Consider the following 18,038-nt stretch of genomic DNA (forward strand, 5'->3'; position numbering starts at 1 on the left):
CACCGGACGGCCGGCGAATGATCGATCAGAAGATCATTTCCGCAGGTCAGATTAGGTATGCCTAAGTGACGCAGGGCACCGCCTGATGATCCGCACCGCGCTTGTCAGGCTCTGAAGAATTACGCAACAATGGCGTTGTGAAAAACGTCGGCGAGGCTCGGGAGACCCCGGTGGGTACCCCCCAGGAGGAGCTCGCGACTGGGGAGCGCTCGACGCGCAACCGGGTCGCGCGGTCCATCCTGGACCACGGCCCGTCGACCGTCACCGAACTCGCCGGACGTCTGGGCCTGACCCCGGCGGCCGTACGGCGGCACCTGGACGCGCTGGTCGCGGACGACGTCGTCGAGGCGCGCGAGCAGCGGGTGTACGGCACGCGCACGCGGGGTCGTCCCGCCAAGGTCTTCGCGCTGACGGACTGCGGCCGGGACGCCTTCGACCAGTCGTACGACAAGCTAGCCGCCGACGCCCTGCGCTGGATCGCCGAGCAGGAGGGCGGAGCCGAGGCGGTCGCCGCCTTCGCCCGCGCCCGGATCGCCGCCCAGGCGGGCGCGTACCGCAAGGCGATCGAGAGCGTCAGCCCCGACGAGCGCACCGAAGCGCTGGCCAAGGCCCTGAGCGTGGACGGGTACGCTGCTACGGCGCGCAGCGCACCGGTCGGCGAGCAGCTGTGCCAGCACCACTGCCCGGTCGCCCACGTGGCGGAACAGTTCCCGCAGCTGTGCGAGGCGGAGACGGAGATCTTCGCCGAGCTGCTCGGGACCCACGTCCAGCGACTGGCGACGATCGCGCACGGCGACGGCGTCTGCACGACGTTCATCCCCAAGATTTCCAAGACCAGCGACAACGCATCTGCTAGCACGGCCGGGAGGAACCCCGCATGACTCTCCCCACGGAGACTGCCCACCCCGAACTCGAGGGTCTGGGCAAGTACGAATACGGTTGGGCCGACTCCGACGAGGCCGGCGCCTCTGCGAAGCGTGGTCTGAACGAGGACGTGGTCCGGGACATCTCGGCGAAGAAGTCCGAGCCGGAGTGGATGACCAAGCTCCGTCTCAAGGGCCTGCGCCTCTTCGAGAAGAAGCCCATGCCCAACTGGGGCTCGGACCTCTCGGGCATCGACTTCGACAACATCAAGTACTTCGTGCGCTCCACGGAGAAGCAGGCGGAGTCCTGGGAGGACCTGCCCGAGGACATCAAGAACACCTACGACAAGCTGGGCATCCCGGAGGCCGAGAAGCAGCGCCTCGTCGCCGGTGTCGCCGCTCAGTACGAGTCGGAGGTCGTCTACCACCAGATCCGCGAGGACCTGGAGGAGCAGGGCGTCATCTTCCTGGACACCGACACCGCGCTGAAGGAGCACCCGGAGCTCTTCAAGGAGTACTTCGGCACGGTCATCCCCGTCGGTGACAACAAGTTCGCCTCGCTGAACACCGCGGTGTGGTCGGGCGGCTCCTTCATCTACGTCCCGCCGGGCGTCCACGTGGAGATCCCGCTCCAGGCCTACTTCCGTATCAACACGGAGAACATGGGCCAGTTCGAGCGGACCCTGATCATCGTCGACGAGGGTGCCTACGTGCACTACGTCGAGGGCTGCACCGCCCCGATCTACAAGTCGGACTCGCTGCACTCCGCGGTCGTCGAGATCATCGTCAAGAAGAACGCCCGCTGTCGCTACACGACCATCCAGAACTGGTCGAACAACGTCTACAACCTGGTCACCAAGCGCGCCGTGGCCTACGAGGGCGCGACCATGGAGTGGATCGACGGCAACATCGGCTCCAAGGTGACGATGAAGTACCCGGCCGTCTACCTGATGGGCGAGCACGCCAAGGGCGAGACCCTCTCCATCGCCTTCGCGGGCGAGGGCCAGCACCAGGACGCCGGTTCCAAGATGGTCCACATGGCGCCGAACACCTCGTCCAACATCGTCTCCAAGTCGGTGGCGCGCGGTGGCGGCCGTACCTCGTACCGCGGCCTGGTCGAGATCGGCGAGGGCGCCGCCGGCTCGAAGTCGAACGTGCTCTGCGACGCGCTGCTGGTCGACACGATCTCCCGCTCCGACACGTACCCCTACGTGGACGTCCGTGAGGACGACGTGTCCATGGGGCACGAGGCCACCGTCTCCAAGGTCTCCGAGGACCAGCTCTTCTACCTGATGAGCCGCGGTATGACCGAGTTCGAGGCGATGGCGATGATCGTGCGCGGCTTCGTCGAGCCGATCGCCAAGGAACTGCCCATGGAGTACGCGCTGGAGCTCAACCGGCTGATCGAGCTGCAGATGGAGGGCGCGGTCGGTTAATCACCGGCCCGCAGTCCCCGTCAAGCCACTTACGCAAGAAAGCGAGCATTACGACAGCCATGGCTGAGGCTCAGAACATCCCGGTGGGCTCCACCACCGCCGGCCAGATCGCGGTGGCCGCCGAGTCGACCGTCGCCACGCGCATGAGCGCGCCCCCGTCCTTCGACGTCGCGGACTTCCCGGTCCCGCACGGCCGTGAGGAGGAGTGGCGGTTCACCCCGCTGGAGCGCCTGCGCGGGCTGCACGACGGCACCGCCGTCGCGAACGGCGAGGGCGTGAAGGTCACCGTCGAGGCCCCCGAGGGCGTCACCATCGAGACCGTCGGCCGCGACGACGCGCGGGTCGGCAGGGCGGGCACCCCGGTGGACCGCGTGGCCGCCCAGGCGTACTCGGCGTTCGAGCAGGCCGGCGTGGTCACCGTTCCCAAGGAGACGGTGCTCGCCGAGCCGATCCGGATCGCCGTGCACGGTGCGGGCGGGGTCGCCTTCGGCCACCAGGTCATCGAGCTGGGTGCCTTCGCCGAGGCCGTCGTCGTCATCGACCACACCGGCGACGCGGTGCTCGCCGCCAACGTCGACTACATCCTGGGCGACGGCGCCAAGCTGACCGTCGTCTCCGTCCAGGACTGGGACGACAAGGCCGTGCACGTGGCCCAGCACAACGCCCTGATCGGCCGCGACGCGTCCTTCAAGTCGGTCGTCGTGACCTTCGGCGGCGACCTGGTCCGCCTGCACCCGCGCGTCACCTACGCGGGCACCGGCGGCGAGGCCGAGCTGCTCGGCCTGTACTTCACCGACGCCGGGCAGCACCAGGAGCACCGCCTCCTGGTCGACCACAACACCCCGCACTGCAAGTCCAACGTCGTCTACAAGGGCGCGCTCCAGGGCGACGACGCGCACGCGGTGTGGATCGGTGACGTGCTCATCGAGGCCAGGGCCGAGGGCACCGACACCTACGAGATGAACCGCAACCTGGTGCTGACCGACGGCGCGCGGGTCGACTCGGTGCCGAACCTGGAGATCGAGACCGGCGAGATCGTCGGCGCCGGCCACGCCTCCGCGACCGGCCGCTTCGACGACGAGCAGCTCTTCTACCTGATGGCCCGCGGCATCCCGGAGCACGAGGCCCGCCGTCTCGTCGTCCGTGGCTTCTTCGCCGAGCTGGTCCAGCAGATCGGTGTCGCGGACATCGAGGAGCGCCTGCTCGCGAAGATCGAGGAGGAGCTGGAGGCTTCGGTCGCATGACCTTCGTACGCGCCTGTGGGCTGAGCGAGCTGGAGGAGGACACCCCGAAGCGGGTGGAACTCGACGGCACGCCCGTGTCCATCGTGCAGACCGAGGGCGAGGTCTTCGCGATCCACGACATCTGCTCCCACGCGAACGTCTCGCTCTCCGAGGGCGAGGTGGAGGACTGCCAGATCGAGTGCTGGCTGCACGGCTCCAGCTTCGACCTCCGCACCGGCAAGCCGTCCGGCCTTCCCGCGACGCGCCCCGTCCCCGTATACCCCGTAAAGATCGAAGGGGACGACGTGCTCGTCTCCCTCACCCAGGAGTCCTGAGGCACCCATGGCAACGCTTGAAATCCGAGACCTGCACGTCACCGTCGAGGCCGACAACGCCACGAAGGAGATCCTCAAGGGCGTCGACCTCACCGTGAAGCAGGGCGAGACGCACGCCATCATGGGCCCCAACGGCTCCGGCAAGTCGACCCTCGCCTACTCGCTCGCGGGTCACCCGAAGTACACGATCACCGGCGGCACCGTGCTGCTCGACGGCGAGGACGTCATGGAGATGTCCGTCGACGAGCGCGCCCGCGCGGGCCTGTTCCTGGCGATGCAGTACCCGGTCGAGGTCCCCGGCGTCTCGGTCTCCAACTTCCTGCGCACCTCCGCGACCGCCATCCGCGGCGAGGCCCCCAAGCTGCGCACCTGGGTGAAGGAGGTCAAGGAGGCCATGGAGCGCCTCAACATGGACCCGTCCTTCGCCGAGCGCAACGTCAACGAGGGCTTCTCCGGCGGTGAGAAGAAGCGCCACGAGATCCTCCAGCTCGAGCTGCTCAAGCCGAAGGTCGCGATCCTCGACGAGACCGACTCCGGCCTCGACGTCGACGCGCTCCGCATCGTCTCCGAGGGCGTCAACCGCGTCCGTGAGACCGGCGAGGTCGGCACCCTGCTGATCACGCACTACACGCGCATCCTGCGCTACATCAAGCCCGACTTCGTCCACGTCTTCTCCGGCGGCCGGATCGTCGAGTCCGGCGGCGCCGAGCTCGCCGACAAGCTGGAGGACGAGGGCTACGAGGCATACACGAAGGGTGGCGTATCCGCGTGACACAGCTGCCGGGCCTCCTCGACACCGAGGCGATCCGCAAGGACTTCCCCGTCCTGGACCGACTGATCCACGACGGCAAGAAGCTCGTGTACCTGGACAACGCGGCGACCTCGCAGAAGCCGCGCCAGGTGCTGGACGCCCTGAGCGAGTACTACGAGCGCTACAACGCCAACGTCCACCGCGGTGTGCATGTGCTCGCCGAGGAGGCCACGGCGCTGTACGAGGGCGCGCGCGACAAGGTCGCCGCGTTCATCAACGCGCCGAGCCGCGACGAGGTGATCTTCACCAAGAACGCCTCCGAGTCGCTGAACCTCGTGGCGAACATGCTGGGCTGGGCCGACGAGCCCTACCGGGTGGACCACGAGACCGAGATCGTCATCACGGAGATGGAGCACCACTCCAACATCGTGCCGTGGCAGCTGCTGGCGCAGCGCACGGGCGCGAAGCTGAAGTGGTTCGGCCTCACCGACGACGGCCGGCTGGACCTGTCCAACATCGACGAGATCATCACCGAGAAGACGAAGATCGTCTCCTTCGTGCTGGTGTCGAACATCCTGGGCACGGTCAACCCGGTCGACGCGATAGTCCGTCGCGCCCAGGAGGTCGGTGCGCTGGTCTGCATCGACGCCTCGCAGGCCGCCCCGCACATGCCGCTGGACGTGCAGGCCCTGCAGGCCGACTTCGTGGCCTTCACCGGCCACAAGATGTGCGGTCCGACCGGCATCGGCGTTCTCTGGGGCCGCCAGGAGCTGCTGGAGGACCTGCCTCCCTTCCTGGGCGGCGGCGAGATGATCGAGACGGTGTCGATGCACTCCTCGACGTACGCCCCGGCCCCGCACAAGTTCGAGGCGGGCACGCCCCCGATCGCCCAGGCGGTCGGTCTCGGTGCCGCGATCGACTACCTCAACTCGATCGGCATGGAGAAGATCCTCGCCCACGAGCACGCGCTCACCGAGTACGCGGTGAAGCGCCTGGCAGAGGTCCCGGACCTGAGGATCATCGGCCCGACCACGGCCGAGGACCGCGGGGCGGCGATCTCCTTCACGCTGGGCGACATCCACCCGCACGACGTGGGCCAGGTTCTCGACGAGCAGGGCATCGCGGTCCGTGTGGGTCACCACTGCGCGCGGCCCGTCTGCCTCCGCTACGGAATTCCTGCGACCACGCGAGCGTCGTTCTATCTGTACTCCACGCCGGCCGAGATCGACGCACTGGTCGACGGCCTGGAGCACGTACGGAACTTCTTCGGCTGAAGGGCGTGCTGAAAAGGTGAAGCTGGACTCCATGTACCAGGAAGTCATCCTGGACCACTACAAGAACCCGCACGGGCGTGGTCTGAGGGATGGCGACGCCGAGGTGCACCACGTGAACCCGACGTGCGGCGACGAAATCACCCTTCGCGTGAAGTACGACGGAACGACGATCAGGGACGTCTCGTACGAGGGCCAGGGCTGCTCCATCAGCCAGGCCTCGGCCTCCGTGCTGAACGAGCTCCTCGTCGGCAAGGAACTGGCCGACGCGCAGAAGATCCAGGAGACCTTCCTGGAGCTGATGCAGTCCAAGGGCAAGCTCGAGCCCGACGACGCGATGGAGGACATCCTGGAGGACGCGGTCGCGTTCGCCGGTGTCTCCAAGTACCCGGCCAGGGTCAAGTGCGCCCTCCTCAGCTGGATGGCGTGGAAGGACGCGACGGCCCAGGCCCTGGGCGGGGCCGACGCCGAAAGGAAGACGGCATGAGCGACACCGTGGAGACGAAGCCGGCCTCGGAGGAGGAACTCCGCGAGGCCCTGTACGACGTCGTGGACCCCGAGCTGGGCATCGACGTCGTCAACCTCGGCCTGATCTACGGCATCCACATCGACGACGCGAACATCGCGACGATCGACATGACCCTGACCTCGGCGGCCTGCCCGCTGACCGATGTCATCGAGGACCAGGCCAAGTCCGCCACCGACGGCCTGGTGAACGAGCTGCGCATCAACTGGGTCTGGATGCCCCCGTGGGGCCCCGACAAGATCACGGACGACGGCCGGGAGCAGCTTCGGGCGCTCGGGTTCAACGTCTGAGACCGTCCGGGACAAGCGCGTACGTGAAGCGGCGGCACCTTCGAGGTGCCGCCGCTTTCGTCTGCTCAGGCGAGCCCGTCCACCAGCAGGAACGCCGAGTCGGCCCGGTACAGGTCGGTGTTCTGGTACGGGTCCAGCTTCAGCTGGAAGTTCTGGTGACGCAGGAAGCGGCCCGGGTAGTTGACCGACTCCAGCATGGTCGCGCCGGCGAGGGGCGACGTGCGGGGGCAGAACGTGGCGTCCTGCTCGAACAGGCGGGAGCCGTCGTCGTGTTCGGCGCGCAGGAGGAAGTTGCGATGGCGCAGGTAGTCGCCGTCGGCCGTGGCGAAGGAGTAACAGCGGGCGTCGGACAGGCCCTTGACGAGTTCGAAGGTGGCGGCGCGGCGGACGGAGGGTGAGCCGGGCCGGTCGAGCTTCACGTAGTCGCCGACGACGTGCCAGTAGCGGTCGGGGTAGTTCACGGAGCGGACGGAGCGCCGGTCGGCGGTCGGCTTCGGGGAACTGCCGTGGTGTGCCGGGGACTTGGCGGGGGTGGGCCTCGAGTCGGCCGGGTGGGTGGGTGTAGGGGACTCGGTCGTGGCGGGTGCTGCCGAGGCCATGCTCGTCCTCCCCTTCGGCGGAGCGGGCGTACTCGCCGAAGGGGAGGCGAAGGAGAGCAGGCCGGGGCCGCTGTCCGTGGAGGCTCCGGCCGCGGGCTGGGTGGCCCGCTGTTCGCGGGTCTGACCGGTCACGGCCATCGCCGCCACACAGGCCGTGACCGTGGCCACGGCAAGTGCGCCTGCCAGCCAGAGTCTTCGGGTGCCGGGGGTCCGGGAGGTGTCCGGGTTCCAGCCGTTCTCCCAGGGCCGGCGTTGCGGGGAGTGGGGGGTGTTTTCAGGCATGCGGTTCTCCACCGCCGCCCGGGGCGGCGGCCGGGGTGTGTGGGTGAGGTGAGTGAAGTGTGAAGCCGAAGTGGTGCCGAGGGCTGCACATTAGTGGAGTGGGGTGCCATGGCGAGCGGTTTCTATGAAACTGAAACTTTCTCGTTGTGTACGGCCGTACACAACGCTGGGTACGCTTGTCCTCATGGGATACCTGTTGCTCGCCGGTGCCATCGCCGCCGAGGTCGCCGCCACGACGGCGATGAAGTACAGCGAGGGCTTCAGCAGGCTCGGGCCCTCGCTCGTGACGGCTCTGGGCTACGTCGTCTCCTTCGCGCTGCTCGCCCGGACGCTGAAGACCGTGTCGATCGGCACGGCGTACGCGATCTGGTCCGGGGTCGGCACCGCGACCATCGCCGTCATAGGCCTGATGCTGTTCGGGGAGGGGCTGAGCGCGACCAAGGTCGCCGGGATCCTGCTGATCGTCGGGGGAGTGGTGGTGCTGAACCTGGGCGGGGCGCACTGATGCCCCGCCGTTACGACCCCGAGCGGCGGCAGCGGATCATCGACGCGGCGATCCGGGTCGTGGGGGACAAGGGCATCGGCGGGCTGAGCCACCGCACGGTCGCCGCCGAGGCGGACGTGCCGCTCGGTTCCACGACCTACCACTTCGCCACCCTGGACGACCTCCTGGTGGCCGCCCTGTGCCAGACCAACGAGGGCTTCGCCAAGGTGCTCGACGCCAGTGAGGTGCTGGCCGACACCGACGGTGATCTCGCGGCGGGCCTCGCCCGGATCCTCGGCGAGTGGCTGGGCGGCGACCGGCCGGGTGTCGAGCTGGAGTACGAGCTGTATCTCGCGGCCCTCAGGCGCCCCGCCCTGCGCCCCGTCGCCGCCCGGTGGACCGAGGAGACGGCCGCGCGGCTCGCCGGGCGCACCGATCCGGTGACGGCCCGGGCGCTGCTCGCGCTGATGGACGGCATCTGTCTGCAGGTGCTGCTGACGGGCGGTTCGTACGACGAGGAGTACGCGCGCGAGGTGTTGAAGCGGGTGATTCCCTGATCACCCGCGTGTTCACCGGTCGAGCGACGACTTCCGGAAAACCGTGAACTCTCCGATGCCCATCGGGGAACAGGAGGTGACACGCACTCACCGACGAATCAGGGGAGCCTTGTGAGCGGACCACCGCCGTCCACGGTACGGACGGAGGACGACGCGGAGATAGTCGCGCAGTCGCTGGAGCAGCCGGAGCTGTTCGCCCTGCTCTACGACCGCTACGCCCCCGACATCCACCTCTACGCGGCTCGCCGCTTGGGCGACACCGCTGCCGACGACATCACCGCCGACACCTTCCTGGTCGCGTTCCGGATCCGGTCCCGCTACGACCGTGCGCGCCCCAACGCGCGTCCCTGGCTGTACGGCATCGCCGGAAACCTCATCGGCAAGCAGCGCCGCGCCGAGGTGCGGGCGCTCAGGGCGCTCGCCCGCACCGGCCACGACCCGATCGCCGAGTCCTGGGGCGAGTCCTGGGTCGAGGACACCGACAGCCGGATCGCGGCGCAGGGCCCCCTGGCCGGCGCCCTCGCCGGGCTGTCGGCGCCCGACCGGCACGTCCTGCTGCTCGTCGCCTGGGCCGAACTCACCTACCAGGAGGTCGCGGAGGCGTTGGACATACCGGTCGGCACGGTTCGCTCGCGGCTCAACCGGGCGCGACGCAAGGTACGTACGGCGCTGGGCGCCGATCCCGCATTCGTGACCGACGCGGCGGAGGTGGCGTAGCGATGGACGAGATGACCGAGGTGCGCGAGCTGCGCGCCCACGCACCGGTGCCCGACCGGGCCCGGCTCGCGCCGGGACGGGCGCGGCTCACCGAGGCCGCGCGGGCCGGGGAGCTGCGCCGCGCTTTGTGGCGACGGCGGGAGTTCGTGATCGTCGCGGTCGTGGCCGCGGTGACCGCCGTCGCCGTCACCGCCGCCCTGCTGGTGGGCGGGAAGGGTACGGGACGCAAGGTGCAGCCCGCGGCCACGCCGGGCGTGCGCTTCAAGGGGGTGAGCGCCGCCGAGTTCCTGCGGCAGGCCGCCGACGCGGTCGAGGCACAGCCGGACGGCGCCGTTCCGACGGCGAAGCAGTGGATCTACACCAAGTCGGCGCAGGAGCCTTTGGACAAGTCCCGGAGCCCGCTGGGCGAGCAGGAGAGCTGGATCCGGTACGACGGCTCCGCCAGCGCCTCCCGGATGGGGGACGAACCGCTCGACATCACCAAGATGCACCTGGAGAACGGCGGCGAGGGCGACGACCGCTCGCCGCGCGAGATGTACCGGGTCCTCGTCGCCCTGCCGGCCGACGGTGAGGGGACGCTGAAGGCGCTCCGTGAGCAGAACGCCATCGCCGACAGCAAGGGAGTCTCCCAGGCACGGAACGACTACGTCGAGATCAGCGTCCTGCTGTCGGCCGACGTGATGCCGGCCAAGGGCCTGGCCTCTCTCTACCGCGCCCTCGCGCTCGTGCCGGGCGGGAAGGTCACCGGCCACCTCGTCGAGACCGCCGCCGGAGGCCGGGCGATCGCCCTGGACTACGGCCGCGATAAGAACCCCAAGACCGGTGAGTCGATGCATGACCAGTGGCTGATCGACCCGAAAACCTACCGGATCGTCGGCATACGGCTGGTCGACGGCGGCAAGGTCCGCGGCGGCAACTCGGTCGTCACGACGGCTGTGGTGAACCAGGCGGGCGACCGCGGCTGACCACCTACGATCACGGGCGGCCCGCACCACAGGGGAGTGCGGGCCGCCCGTGTCCCGCCCCGGCGGGAGAGACACCGCAGAGACGATTCCGCCCGGCACATGAGACGTCCTGCTCACCGGTTCGCGGGTACGACCCCCCTCGCGTTAGTTTTCCCTCATGACCGACACGAACGCTCCCCGCACCACCGGCGCCGTCGCCGCCGGCCTCGCCACCCTCGCCTCCGACGGCACCGTTCTCGACACCTGGTTCCCGGCCCCCGAGCTCGTCGCTGTGACTGCCGAGGGCCTCGGCCCCGCCGGCACCGAGCGGCTCTCCGCCGAGCAGGCCGCCGAGCTGCTCGGCAGCGGCGCCACCGCGGCGATCGGCCCGGACGCCCGCCGGGGCGTCGAGGTGGTAGCGGTCCGTACGGTCATCGCCTCCCTCGACGACAAGCCGCTCGACGCGCACGACGTCTACCTGCGCCTGCACCTGCTCTCGCACCGCCTGGTCAAGCCGCACGGCCAGAACCTGGAGGGTATCTTCGGGCACCTCGCCAACGTCGCCTGGACCTCGCTCGGCCCGGTCGCCGTGGACGACGTCGAGAAGGTGCGGCTGAACGCCCGCGCCGAGGGCCTGCACCTCCAGGTGACCTCGATCGACAAGTTCCCGCGCATGACGGACTACGTCGCTCCCAAGGGTGTCCGTATCGCCGACGCCGACCGGGTCCGCCTCGGCGCCCACCTCGCCGAGGGCACCACGGTCATGCACGAGGGCTTCGTGAACTTCAACGCCGGCACGCTCGGCACCTCCATGGTCGAGGGCCGTATCTCCGCGGGTGTCGTGGTCGGCAACGGCTCGGACATCGGCGGCGGTGCCTCCACCATGGGCACGCTGTCCGGTGGCGGCAACGTGATCATCTCCATCGGCGAGCGCTGCCTGATCGGTGCCGAGGCGGGTGTCGGCATCGCGCTCGGCGACGAGTGCGTGATCGAGGCCGGCCTGTACGTCACCGCGGGCACCCGGGTGACGATGCCCGACGGTCAGATCGTCAAGGCCCGCGAGCTCAACGGCGCCTCCAACATCCTCTTCCGTCGCAACTCGGTCACCGGTGTCGTCGAGGCCCGTCCGAACAACGCGGTGTGGGGCGGTCTGAACGACATCCTGCACAGCCACAACTGACGCAGGCGACAAGAATGATCAACGGCGGCCGCAGATGCGGCCGCCGTTGCTGTTCGTGTGTGTCCGTCACAGACCCAGGGAGATGGCCAGCCGGGTCAGCTCGGCCGTGCTGTTGATGTTGAGCTTGGCCCGGATGCGGCGCAGGTAGGCGTCGACCGTGTGCTTGGAGAGTCCCATGTGGCGGGCGGTCTGCAGGTAGGTGCGGCCGGCCGCGATGTGCCCCAGGGTCTCCCGCTCACGCGGAGCCAGCTCGGGGGCGGGGGCTTCGGCGATGGTCGTGGTGAGAGTGAGGCTCATGGGAATTCCTTCGGCGGGTCGACTCGGTCGTCGCTGCTCGCATCCTCGGAAGCAGTGGGCAAATGTCCGAATACCGGCTTTTCGCCCTCTTTCTTCGAGTTTGAGATGGTGACGTCATGGCCGTGTCCGCCGACTGTCACAGCCGTGTCACGAGCCCGCCCAGAGCGTTTGCCAGCGCCGTGAAGTCCTCCTCACGCAGCCCGAGCCGCGGATCGACGTGGTGCAACAGCGCAGGTCCGGGGTGGTGCGCCGCCGTGTAGGCGGTGTCCGCCGGACTCTGCTCGTCGTCCACCCAGACGAAGGGGCGCCCCGCCGCGTACGCCACGATCGCCGCCGTCTTCCAGTGCTCCCCGCCCGGCCGCTCGGCGAACAGGTCGGCGCCGAAGTCGACGTACGGCAGCTCGGGCAGGCCGACGACCGGCGCGATCCAGCGGTTGGCCTCCGCCATCCAGGTCGTCGCCCAGCACAGGTCGTAGCCGAGCGACAGCAGTGCCGGGCCGTGGGACGGGTTCAGCCAGACCCGCAGGGGGCGGCCCGGGTGCAGGGACGCCCTGATCGTCGTGTAACCCTCGGGGCGGCGTTCCGGCCTGGCCGCGTACGGGTTGAGGGGGCCGTCGACGTCCAGGAACAGCAGGGGACGGGTCATGGGGACACCGTACGGCGACGGGGCCGGGTGATCTTCTGAATTTTCCGTGGCGGGGAGGCATAGCGGCGGGTCGCCCCGCACGTCACATGGGGTACAGGGCTCGGACAGCAGGTCGGCCCGGGGGAAGAGAAGGTGACGATGGATGCCCAAGCGCAGGAGAGTTTTCGACAGTTCGTGGCCGGCAGGTCCTCGGCGCTGCTGAAGACGGCCGTCCTGCTGAGTGGCGGGGACCAGCACGCGGCCGAGGATCTGCTGCAGAACGCGCTGGTCAAGGCGGCCGGGCGGTGGCAGCGGATCGACGAGCCGGAGGCCTATGTCCGGCGGATCCTCTACCGGCAGCAGGTCAGCCGCTGGCGGCTGAAGTGGCGGCGCCGTGAGGTCACGGTCGCCGAGCTGCCGGAGGCCGCCGCGGCCCCGGACGCCTCCGGCACCGCCGAGCTGCGCCTCGTGCTGCGCACCGCCCTGTCCCGGCTCACCGCGCGCCAGCGCACCGTGCTGGTGCTGCGCTACTTCGAGGACCTGCCCGAGGCCGACGTGGCCCGGCTGCTCGGCTGCTCCGTCGGCACCGTACGGTCCACCACCCACCGCTCCCTGGCCCGGCTGCGCACCCTCGCGCCCGAGCTGGCCGCGCTCGGCCCGGACGGCAACGACCAGCGGCCGTCCCGTGACTTCTCGCCCGTGGAGGTGCGTCCGTGAACGTCGAGGAACTGGTACGCGACTCCCTGAAGGAGATGGCGGGACAGACGCAGCCCGCGTCCGCGAACCTCGCCGACCGGGTGTTCGTGCTGCGCCGCAGGCGTCGTACCCGCCGGATCTCCGTGGTCGCCGCGTCCGCCGCGGCCGTGGTCGCCGTCGCCGTGGGTGTGCCGCTGCTCGACGCCGGTGGCCGGGACGTACGGCCCGCGGTCGTCTCCGACGGCCGGGTCGTGGCCCACCCCGACCAGTCGCCGCCGCGCGAGCTGATCGGCGCCGGGGACACCCTCATGGCCGGGTACAGCACTCCGAAGACCGTGAAGCTGGCCAACAAGGACTGGATCTACACCCGGACCTACCGGCTGCTGGATCCCGGGACCGGCACCTACAAGAAGGACGACCGCTGGTCCTTCGTGACCGTCGCGCCGGGCGCGCGCACGGCCGCCGTGCTGGAGCGCGAGCTGCCCGCCACCCGGGTGGGGCTCCTCGACCTGGCCAGCGGCGAGGTCAAGCGGTGGATCCCGGTGCCGCAGGGCGCCGGCGGGGCCGCCTTCTCGCCGGACGGGACCAAGCTGGCCGTCACCACCTACGCCAAGAACCCCGACCGCGCCTTCTGGAGCGCCAAGGTCGAGGTCAACTCCAAGATGGAGCCGCAGGGGGTGCCCAGCCGGACCGGGTTCACCCTGATCGACGTCGCCTCGGGCACGGGGCAGTGGCACAAGCTGCCCTTCTGGAAGGACAAATATGGGATGGGCGGCAACGCACGCACGGATATGGAGTTCAGTCACGACGGGAAGTACCTCTGGGAACCCATGACCGAGAAGCCGTACCGCCAGTACCACGCCCTCGACGGCACCGACGTCCCGACGCCCGCCGCGGAGAAGCACGTGGCGCCCTACGTCGACGCCGGCCTCTCGCCCGACGGGAAGTACGCGGCGGGTGACTTCGCCGGGCGGGGCAACGAGATCGCCTCCGCCATCATCGACCCGCTCACCGGCAAGATGGTCACCAAGGTTCCCGGTCAGCAGCTGCTGGCCTGGGCCGACGGCAAGCGGCTGATCGCGTGGGGCATCGGCGGCGACGGCAACGAGTTCCACCAGCGGCTGGTCCTCGTCACCGTGGGCAGCGACAAGGTGCAGCCGCTCAGCGGCTTCCGCTCGCCGAAGTTCAACGGCGGCGGCCGCTGGGAACCGCTGTTCACGACCCGCTGACCAGCTCCTCGTACCGTGCCAGCAGCCCGTCGGCCGTCTCCCGGCCGGCGGGCAGCAGCGGTGCCCGCACCGGGCCCGCGGGCAGGCCGAGTTCACCGAGGAGCGCCTTGGCGGTGACCGTGCCGGGCAGGCCCGCGTCCATCATCGCCTCGATCAACGGCGTGGCCCGCAGCTGGAGTTCGCTCGCGCGTGCCGTGTCACCCGCGTCGAACGCGTCCAGGACGGCCGCGATGTGACCCGGCACGGCGTTGGCGACGGTGCTCACGCACCCGGCGGCACCCACCGCGTACAGCGCGAGGACGTGCTCGTCGCAGCCCGCGTAGTACGCCAGCTCCGTGTGCGCCAGCACCTTCTGGGTGCCGAGGAAGTCGTAGGAGCAGTCCTTGACCGCCACGATCCGCGGGTGCCCGGCGAGGCGGATCATCGTCTCGGGCTCGATCCGGGTGCCGGTGCGGCCCGGGATGTCGTAGAGCATCACCGGCAGCCCGCTCGCGTCGGCGACCTGGCGGAAGTGCGCCTCCAGCGATTCCTGCGGCGGCCTGCTGTAGTACGGCGTCACCACCAGCACACCGTCGGCGCCCGCCTTCTCGGCGGCGAGGGCCAGCTCGATCGTGTGCCGGGTGTCGGCGGTGCCGACGCCCGCGACCAGCGGGACGCCGGCGCCGACCGTCTCCCGCACGGCCGCGATCAGCGCCGCCTTCTCCGCGTCCGTGGTGGTCGGCGACTCACCCGTGGTGCCGTTCAGCACCAGGCCGTCGCAGCCCTCGGCCACCAGCCGGCCGGCCAGCCGCCGCGCCCCCTCCACGTCGAGCGTGCCCGCCTCGGTGAACGGGGTGATCATCGCGCAGAGCGTGCGGCCGAAAGGCCGGCGTCGATTCGTCATGGGAGTAGTCTCGGCAGGGCGACGGTGAAGCTCTACTTAATTCTACTAAGGAGTATTGCTAAGCATCCCTGATGAGTCGAAGGGGTGGGCGACCGAAGGCCCTATGGGCAATTCGGCCGTTCATGCGTCACCATGGGCCGGGACGGTCATCGATGTCGGTCATGGGAGGCACCATGAAGCTCGGCAAGGCACTGGCCACCGGGGTCGCCGAAGAGCGGCCGCTCGTCCACGAGGAGGAGCCCCAGCTCCCCGAGGAGACCACCCTCAGCGCACCGGTCGAGCCGGCCCGCGAAGAGGTGCCGGCGGCCCGATGAGGCTGCGGCTCCCGGCCGAACGCCCGGCGGAGCCGCCGACCGGATACAAGATCGCCCGCCCGGTGCTGTCCCAGGACGGCACCCGGGCCGGGTTCACCGGCGTGTCGCTGGGCAGCGCGCTGCCGTACGGCGTGCTCGACGACGCCACCTGCGTCTACGGGCGCAGACACCGCGCGCCCGCGCGCCTGTGCGACTGCGGCTTCCACTGCGTGCACGACCGGGCGGCCGCCGAGGCACTGCTGTGCACGGCGGAACACCGGGCCGCGGTCCTGCTGGAAGTCTCCGTGCTCGGCGCGTACATCCGCTTCGAGCGCGGCTTCCGCTACGCCCGCCAGCGGGTGCGCACGGCGACCGTCGGCCCCTGCGTCTGTGGCGCCACCGCGGTCGCGCTCGCCGCCGACGACGACTGGGGCAGGCCCGGCTGGAGGGGTCTCGCCCCCGCGTGCGCGGGCTGTGCACGGGGTCGTACGTCCGTCTCGCTCGCCGGATTCGCCCGGCTGGCCGGGGAGGGCCTGCGGGTGACGGCGGGCGGTGTGGGTCCGTCGGCTCCGGAGGCCGGGTTGACGGCCGACGGCGAGCTGGGCGTACCCGAACTCGTTGCGGAGGCAGCCCTGTTGCAGGCCCGGCTCGACTGGTTCCAGACCCAACTCGCACGGCTCGGCGACCGCGGGGCCGGGGGAGCGGAGCACGACTGACGGTCTTCGGTGGGGGTACCCGGATGTTCCGCAGGGAGAGGAGGCGGAACACCCTGCCGGCGATGTGATCAGGAAAGGGCACACCGATGAAGCACAACATCCCGCACGGCTCGGGCGCCAAGGGCCCCGACGAGCTGCGGCACCAGTTCGAACAGACCCGCAGCCGGCTCGGCCACAGCGTCGCCCAGTGGAAGGACAGGGCCGACGTGAAGGGCCGGGCGTCCACCCGGGCCGCCGACCTCAGGGACAAGGCCGGCGCCATGACCGTCCAGCTGCGCACGAGCGCCGCCGCACACCCGGGCCCCCTGCTGATCGCGGGCGCGGCGGGTGCCGCCGCCCTGGCCACGGCAGGCGTGCTGCGCCGTCGGCACCACTGACCGCGCCCCGGCCCACGGCGGCACGACGGCTCCGCACACCCTCCCACCGAAAATTCTGCCCACCTGGACAAAAAAAGTTTTCGGTGCGAGGGTGGACGCATGCTGGACGTGACCGTGATCGAGGACCCCGAAGCGGCGGCCGTATCGCTCGACCCGATTCGGGCCAGGCTGCTCGCCGAACTGGCCGCCGGACCCGCGTCGGCCGCGATGCTGGCCGGGAAGGTCGGACTGCCCCGGCAGAAGGTGAACTACCACCTCAAGGCGCTGGAGCGGCACGGCCTGGTCGAGCTGGCCGGGGAGCGCCGCAAGGGCAATGTCACCGAGCGGCTGATGCGCGCGACCGCCGCGTCGTACGTCATCTCGCCCGCCGCGCTCGCCCCCGTGCAGCCGGACCCGGAGCGCTTCCGTGACCAGCTCTCCGCGCGCTGGCTGCTGGCGCTCGGCGCCCGCCTGGTGCGGGACGTCGGCGCGCTGATCACCGGCGCCGAAAGGGCCCGCAAACGGCTGGCGACCTACGCCCTGGACGGCGAGGTCCGCTTCGCCTCCGCCGCCGACCGCGCGGCCTTCGTGCAGGAGCTGACGGCGGGCGTGAGCGCACTGATCCGCAAGTACGACGCCCCCGACGTCGAGGGCGGCCGCGACCACCGGATCGTCGTCGCCCTCCACCCCACGGTCAAGGACCAGCCCACCCCCGAACTGGATCGGTAAGCAGCAGGAGCCTCACCATGTCCAAGGAATTCGAGATCGTCCGCGAGTTCGAGGTCGACGTCCCGCCCGAGAAGGTGTGGGAGGCGGTCACCACCGGAACCGGCGGCTACCTCTGGCCGATGGACCCGCCCGAGCCCCGGGTGGGCGGCAGCGGACCCTTCGGGTCCACCGTCACCGCCTGGGATCCGCCCCACCGCTACACCAACCGCAGCGAGGACGTCGGCTTCCCGGTCCAGTCGGTCAACCAGCTCGACTACACGATCGAGCCCCGCGACGAGGGCCGCCGCGCCTGGGTGCGCTACGTGCACAGCGGCATCTTCACCGACGACTGGAACAACCAGTACGACGGCGCGAGCAAGCACACCAACTTCTACCTGCACACCCTGTGCGAGTACCTCACGCACTTCGCGCCCAGGCCGGTCACCTTCGCCCAGCTGGAGGGGCCCGCGGCCTCGCAGTCCCCGCGGGCGCTCGCCGCCGTCGGCCACGCGCTCGGCCTGGCGGACGACACGGCCGCGGGCACGAAGGTCGGCGTCCAGGGGCCCGGCGGGCAGACCCTGGACGCCGTACTCGACTACCGCAACCCGTACTTCATCGGGCTGCGCACCGACAACGCCCTCATCCGCTTCTTCGGACGCGGCCACTGGGGCGCGCCGCTCGGCATCAGCGTCCACGACTTCGCGCCGGACGCCGACGCCCGGGCGAACGAGACCGCCTGGCAGGACTGGCTGAACGGCGTGTTCGGCCAGTCCTGAG

At 70.1% G+C, this 18,038-nt stretch carries 24 protein-coding genes; 20 read left to right on the plus strand and 4 right to left on the minus strand.

Translation table 11 applies throughout. The features are described 5' to 3' along the window. Positions 1-137 precede the first annotated feature (137 nt). From ACIF83_RS22165 to ACIF83_RS22200, 8 genes are read left to right on the plus strand one after another with little or no spacing between them, the layout of a single operon-like run. The gene (locus ACIF83_RS22165) at positions 138-881 is read left to right on the plus strand and encodes a helix-turn-helix transcriptional regulator (protein WP_393481799.1); all 744 of its coding nucleotides are present in this window, start codon (positions 138-140) and stop codon (positions 879-881) included. Further along, the gene (sufB, locus tag ACIF83_RS22170; protein WP_393481802.1) at positions 878-2,299 is read left to right on the plus strand and encodes a Fe-S cluster assembly protein SufB; all 1,422 of its coding nucleotides are present in this window, start codon (positions 878-880) and stop codon (positions 2,297-2,299) included. Before ACIF83_RS22165 ends, sufB begins: the two co-directional genes overlap by 4 nt. 59 nt (positions 2,300-2,358) lie before the next feature. Next, on the plus strand, positions 2,359-3,543 hold the full coding sequence (gene sufD / locus ACIF83_RS22175; RefSeq protein ID WP_398138601.1) for a Fe-S cluster assembly protein SufD: 1,185 nt from the start codon (positions 2,359-2,361) through the stop codon (positions 3,541-3,543). Then, positions 3,540-3,857 carry a non-heme iron oxygenase ferredoxin subunit gene (locus ACIF83_RS22180; protein ID WP_094214788.1) on the plus strand — a complete coding sequence of 106 codons (318 nt, stop codon included), beginning with the start codon at positions 3,540-3,542 and terminating at the stop codon, positions 3,855-3,857. Before sufD ends, ACIF83_RS22180 begins: the two co-directional genes overlap by 4 nt. 7 nt (positions 3,858-3,864) lie before the next feature. After that, entirely contained in the window at positions 3,865-4,629 is a 765-nt protein-coding gene (gene sufC, locus ACIF83_RS22185) for a Fe-S cluster assembly ATPase SufC (RefSeq protein WP_393481808.1), read from the plus strand. Then, a complete protein-coding gene (locus ACIF83_RS22190; protein ID WP_386574056.1) occupies positions 4,626-5,882 on the plus strand; it encodes a cysteine desulfurase in 1,257 nt (418 codons plus the stop codon). Before sufC ends, ACIF83_RS22190 begins: the two co-directional genes overlap by 4 nt. Positions 5,883-5,898: 16 nt before the next feature. Further along, positions 5,899-6,366, plus strand: a complete 468-nt coding sequence (gene sufU, locus ACIF83_RS22195; protein WP_393481811.1) for a Fe-S cluster assembly sulfur transfer protein SufU — start codon at positions 5,899-5,901, stop codon at positions 6,364-6,366. Beyond that, positions 6,363-6,695 carry a metal-sulfur cluster assembly factor gene (locus ACIF83_RS22200; protein WP_145874896.1) on the plus strand — a complete coding sequence of 111 codons (333 nt, stop codon included), beginning with the start codon at positions 6,363-6,365 and terminating at the stop codon, positions 6,693-6,695. The genes sufU and ACIF83_RS22200 overlap by 4 nt, the downstream gene beginning before the upstream one ends. A gap of 65 nt (positions 6,696-6,760) precedes the next feature. Here ACIF83_RS22200 and ACIF83_RS22205 read toward each other — a convergent pair whose 3' ends face one another. Further along, positions 6,761-7,576, minus strand: a complete 816-nt coding sequence (locus ACIF83_RS22205; RefSeq protein ID WP_399729197.1) for an AbfB domain-containing protein — start codon at positions 7,574-7,576, stop codon at positions 6,761-6,763. Between the two features lie 184 nt (positions 7,577-7,760). On the opposite strand from ACIF83_RS22205, the gene ACIF83_RS22210 reads away from it, so the two are divergent. The 5 genes from ACIF83_RS22210 (at position 7,761) to dapD (ending at position 11,458) form a co-directional block, all read left to right on the plus strand. Next, positions 7,761-8,081, plus strand: a complete 321-nt coding sequence (locus ACIF83_RS22210) for a DMT family transporter (protein WP_390856386.1) — start codon at positions 7,761-7,763, stop codon at positions 8,079-8,081. Beyond that, the gene (locus ACIF83_RS22215; protein ID WP_393481816.1) at positions 8,081-8,617 is read left to right on the plus strand and encodes a TetR/AcrR family transcriptional regulator; all 537 of its coding nucleotides are present in this window, start codon (positions 8,081-8,083) and stop codon (positions 8,615-8,617) included. Before ACIF83_RS22210 ends, ACIF83_RS22215 begins: the two co-directional genes overlap by 1 nt. A 111-nt stretch (positions 8,618-8,728) precedes the next feature. Continuing rightward, entirely contained in the window at positions 8,729-9,334 is a 606-nt protein-coding gene (locus tag ACIF83_RS22220; RefSeq protein ID WP_399729201.1) for an RNA polymerase sigma factor, read from the plus strand. Between the two features lie 2 nt (positions 9,335-9,336). Next, positions 9,337-10,299, plus strand: a complete 963-nt coding sequence (locus tag ACIF83_RS22225; RefSeq protein ID WP_393481822.1) for a CU044_5270 family protein — start codon at positions 9,337-9,339, stop codon at positions 10,297-10,299. 157 nt (positions 10,300-10,456) lie between these two features. Continuing rightward, a complete protein-coding gene (gene dapD / locus ACIF83_RS22230) occupies positions 10,457-11,458 on the plus strand; it encodes a 2,3,4,5-tetrahydropyridine-2,6-dicarboxylate N-succinyltransferase (protein WP_393481824.1) in 1,002 nt (333 codons plus the stop codon). 66 nt (positions 11,459-11,524) lie between these two features. On the opposite strand, the gene ACIF83_RS22235 is transcribed toward dapD, so the two are convergent. Beyond that, a complete protein-coding gene (locus tag ACIF83_RS22235) occupies positions 11,525-11,755 on the minus strand; it encodes a response regulator transcription factor (protein WP_393481827.1) in 231 nt (76 codons plus the stop codon). A 136-nt stretch (positions 11,756-11,891) separates the two neighbouring features. Continuing rightward, a complete protein-coding gene (locus ACIF83_RS22240; RefSeq protein ID WP_393481830.1) occupies positions 11,892-12,401 on the minus strand; it encodes a hypothetical protein in 510 nt (169 codons plus the stop codon). Positions 12,402-12,539: 138 nt separating this feature from the next. Here ACIF83_RS22240 and ACIF83_RS22245 point away from each other — a divergent pair, with 138 nt between their 5' ends. Together ACIF83_RS22245 and ACIF83_RS22250 are read left to right on the plus strand one after the other, a co-directional pair. After that, positions 12,540-13,097 carry a SigE family RNA polymerase sigma factor gene (locus tag ACIF83_RS22245; RefSeq protein ID WP_390856376.1) on the plus strand — a complete coding sequence of 186 codons (558 nt, stop codon included), beginning with the start codon at positions 12,540-12,542 and terminating at the stop codon, positions 13,095-13,097. Continuing rightward, positions 13,094-14,305 carry a WD40 repeat domain-containing protein gene (locus ACIF83_RS22250; RefSeq protein WP_393481834.1) on the plus strand — a complete coding sequence of 404 codons (1,212 nt, stop codon included), beginning with the start codon at positions 13,094-13,096 and terminating at the stop codon, positions 14,303-14,305. The genes ACIF83_RS22245 and ACIF83_RS22250 overlap by 4 nt, the downstream gene beginning before the upstream one ends. Here the strand turns inward: ACIF83_RS22250 and dapA are convergent. Then, entirely contained in the window at positions 14,292-15,188 is an 897-nt protein-coding gene (dapA, locus tag ACIF83_RS22255; RefSeq protein WP_393481837.1) for a 4-hydroxy-tetrahydrodipicolinate synthase, read from the minus strand. The genes ACIF83_RS22250 and dapA overlap by 14 nt on opposite strands. 173 nt (positions 15,189-15,361) lie before the next feature. Between dapA and ACIF83_RS22260 the strand changes: the two genes are divergently transcribed. From ACIF83_RS22260 to ACIF83_RS22280, 5 genes are all read left to right on the plus strand, one after another. Continuing rightward, positions 15,362-15,502 (plus strand): hypothetical protein, encoded by a 141-nt coding sequence (locus ACIF83_RS22260; protein WP_393481840.1) that lies wholly within the window; start codon positions 15,362-15,364, stop codon positions 15,500-15,502. Further along, on the plus strand, positions 15,499-16,197 hold the full coding sequence (locus ACIF83_RS22265; RefSeq protein WP_399729207.1) for a hypothetical protein: 699 nt from the start codon (positions 15,499-15,501) through the stop codon (positions 16,195-16,197). The genes ACIF83_RS22260 and ACIF83_RS22265 overlap by 4 nt, the downstream gene beginning before the upstream one ends. Before the next feature lie 86 nt (positions 16,198-16,283). Further along, positions 16,284-16,574 carry a DUF3618 domain-containing protein gene (locus tag ACIF83_RS22270; protein ID WP_145874874.1) on the plus strand — a complete coding sequence of 97 codons (291 nt, stop codon included), beginning with the start codon at positions 16,284-16,286 and terminating at the stop codon, positions 16,572-16,574. Positions 16,575-16,673: 99 nt separating this feature from the next. Further along, positions 16,674-17,282, plus strand: a complete 609-nt coding sequence (locus ACIF83_RS22275) for an ArsR/SmtB family transcription factor (protein ID WP_393481845.1) — start codon at positions 16,674-16,676, stop codon at positions 17,280-17,282. A 17-nt stretch (positions 17,283-17,299) separates the two neighbouring features. Next, complete coding sequence (locus ACIF83_RS22280; RefSeq protein WP_398138608.1) at positions 17,300-18,037, plus strand: SRPBCC domain-containing protein; 738 nt, start codon at positions 17,300-17,302, stop codon at positions 18,035-18,037. Position 18,038 lies beyond the last annotated feature (1 nt).

It is taken from the genome of Streptomyces sp. NPDC085866, from assembly GCF_044541035.1.
In the GTDB taxonomy this organism is placed as follows: domain Bacteria; phylum Actinomycetota; class Actinomycetes; order Streptomycetales; family Streptomycetaceae; genus Streptomyces.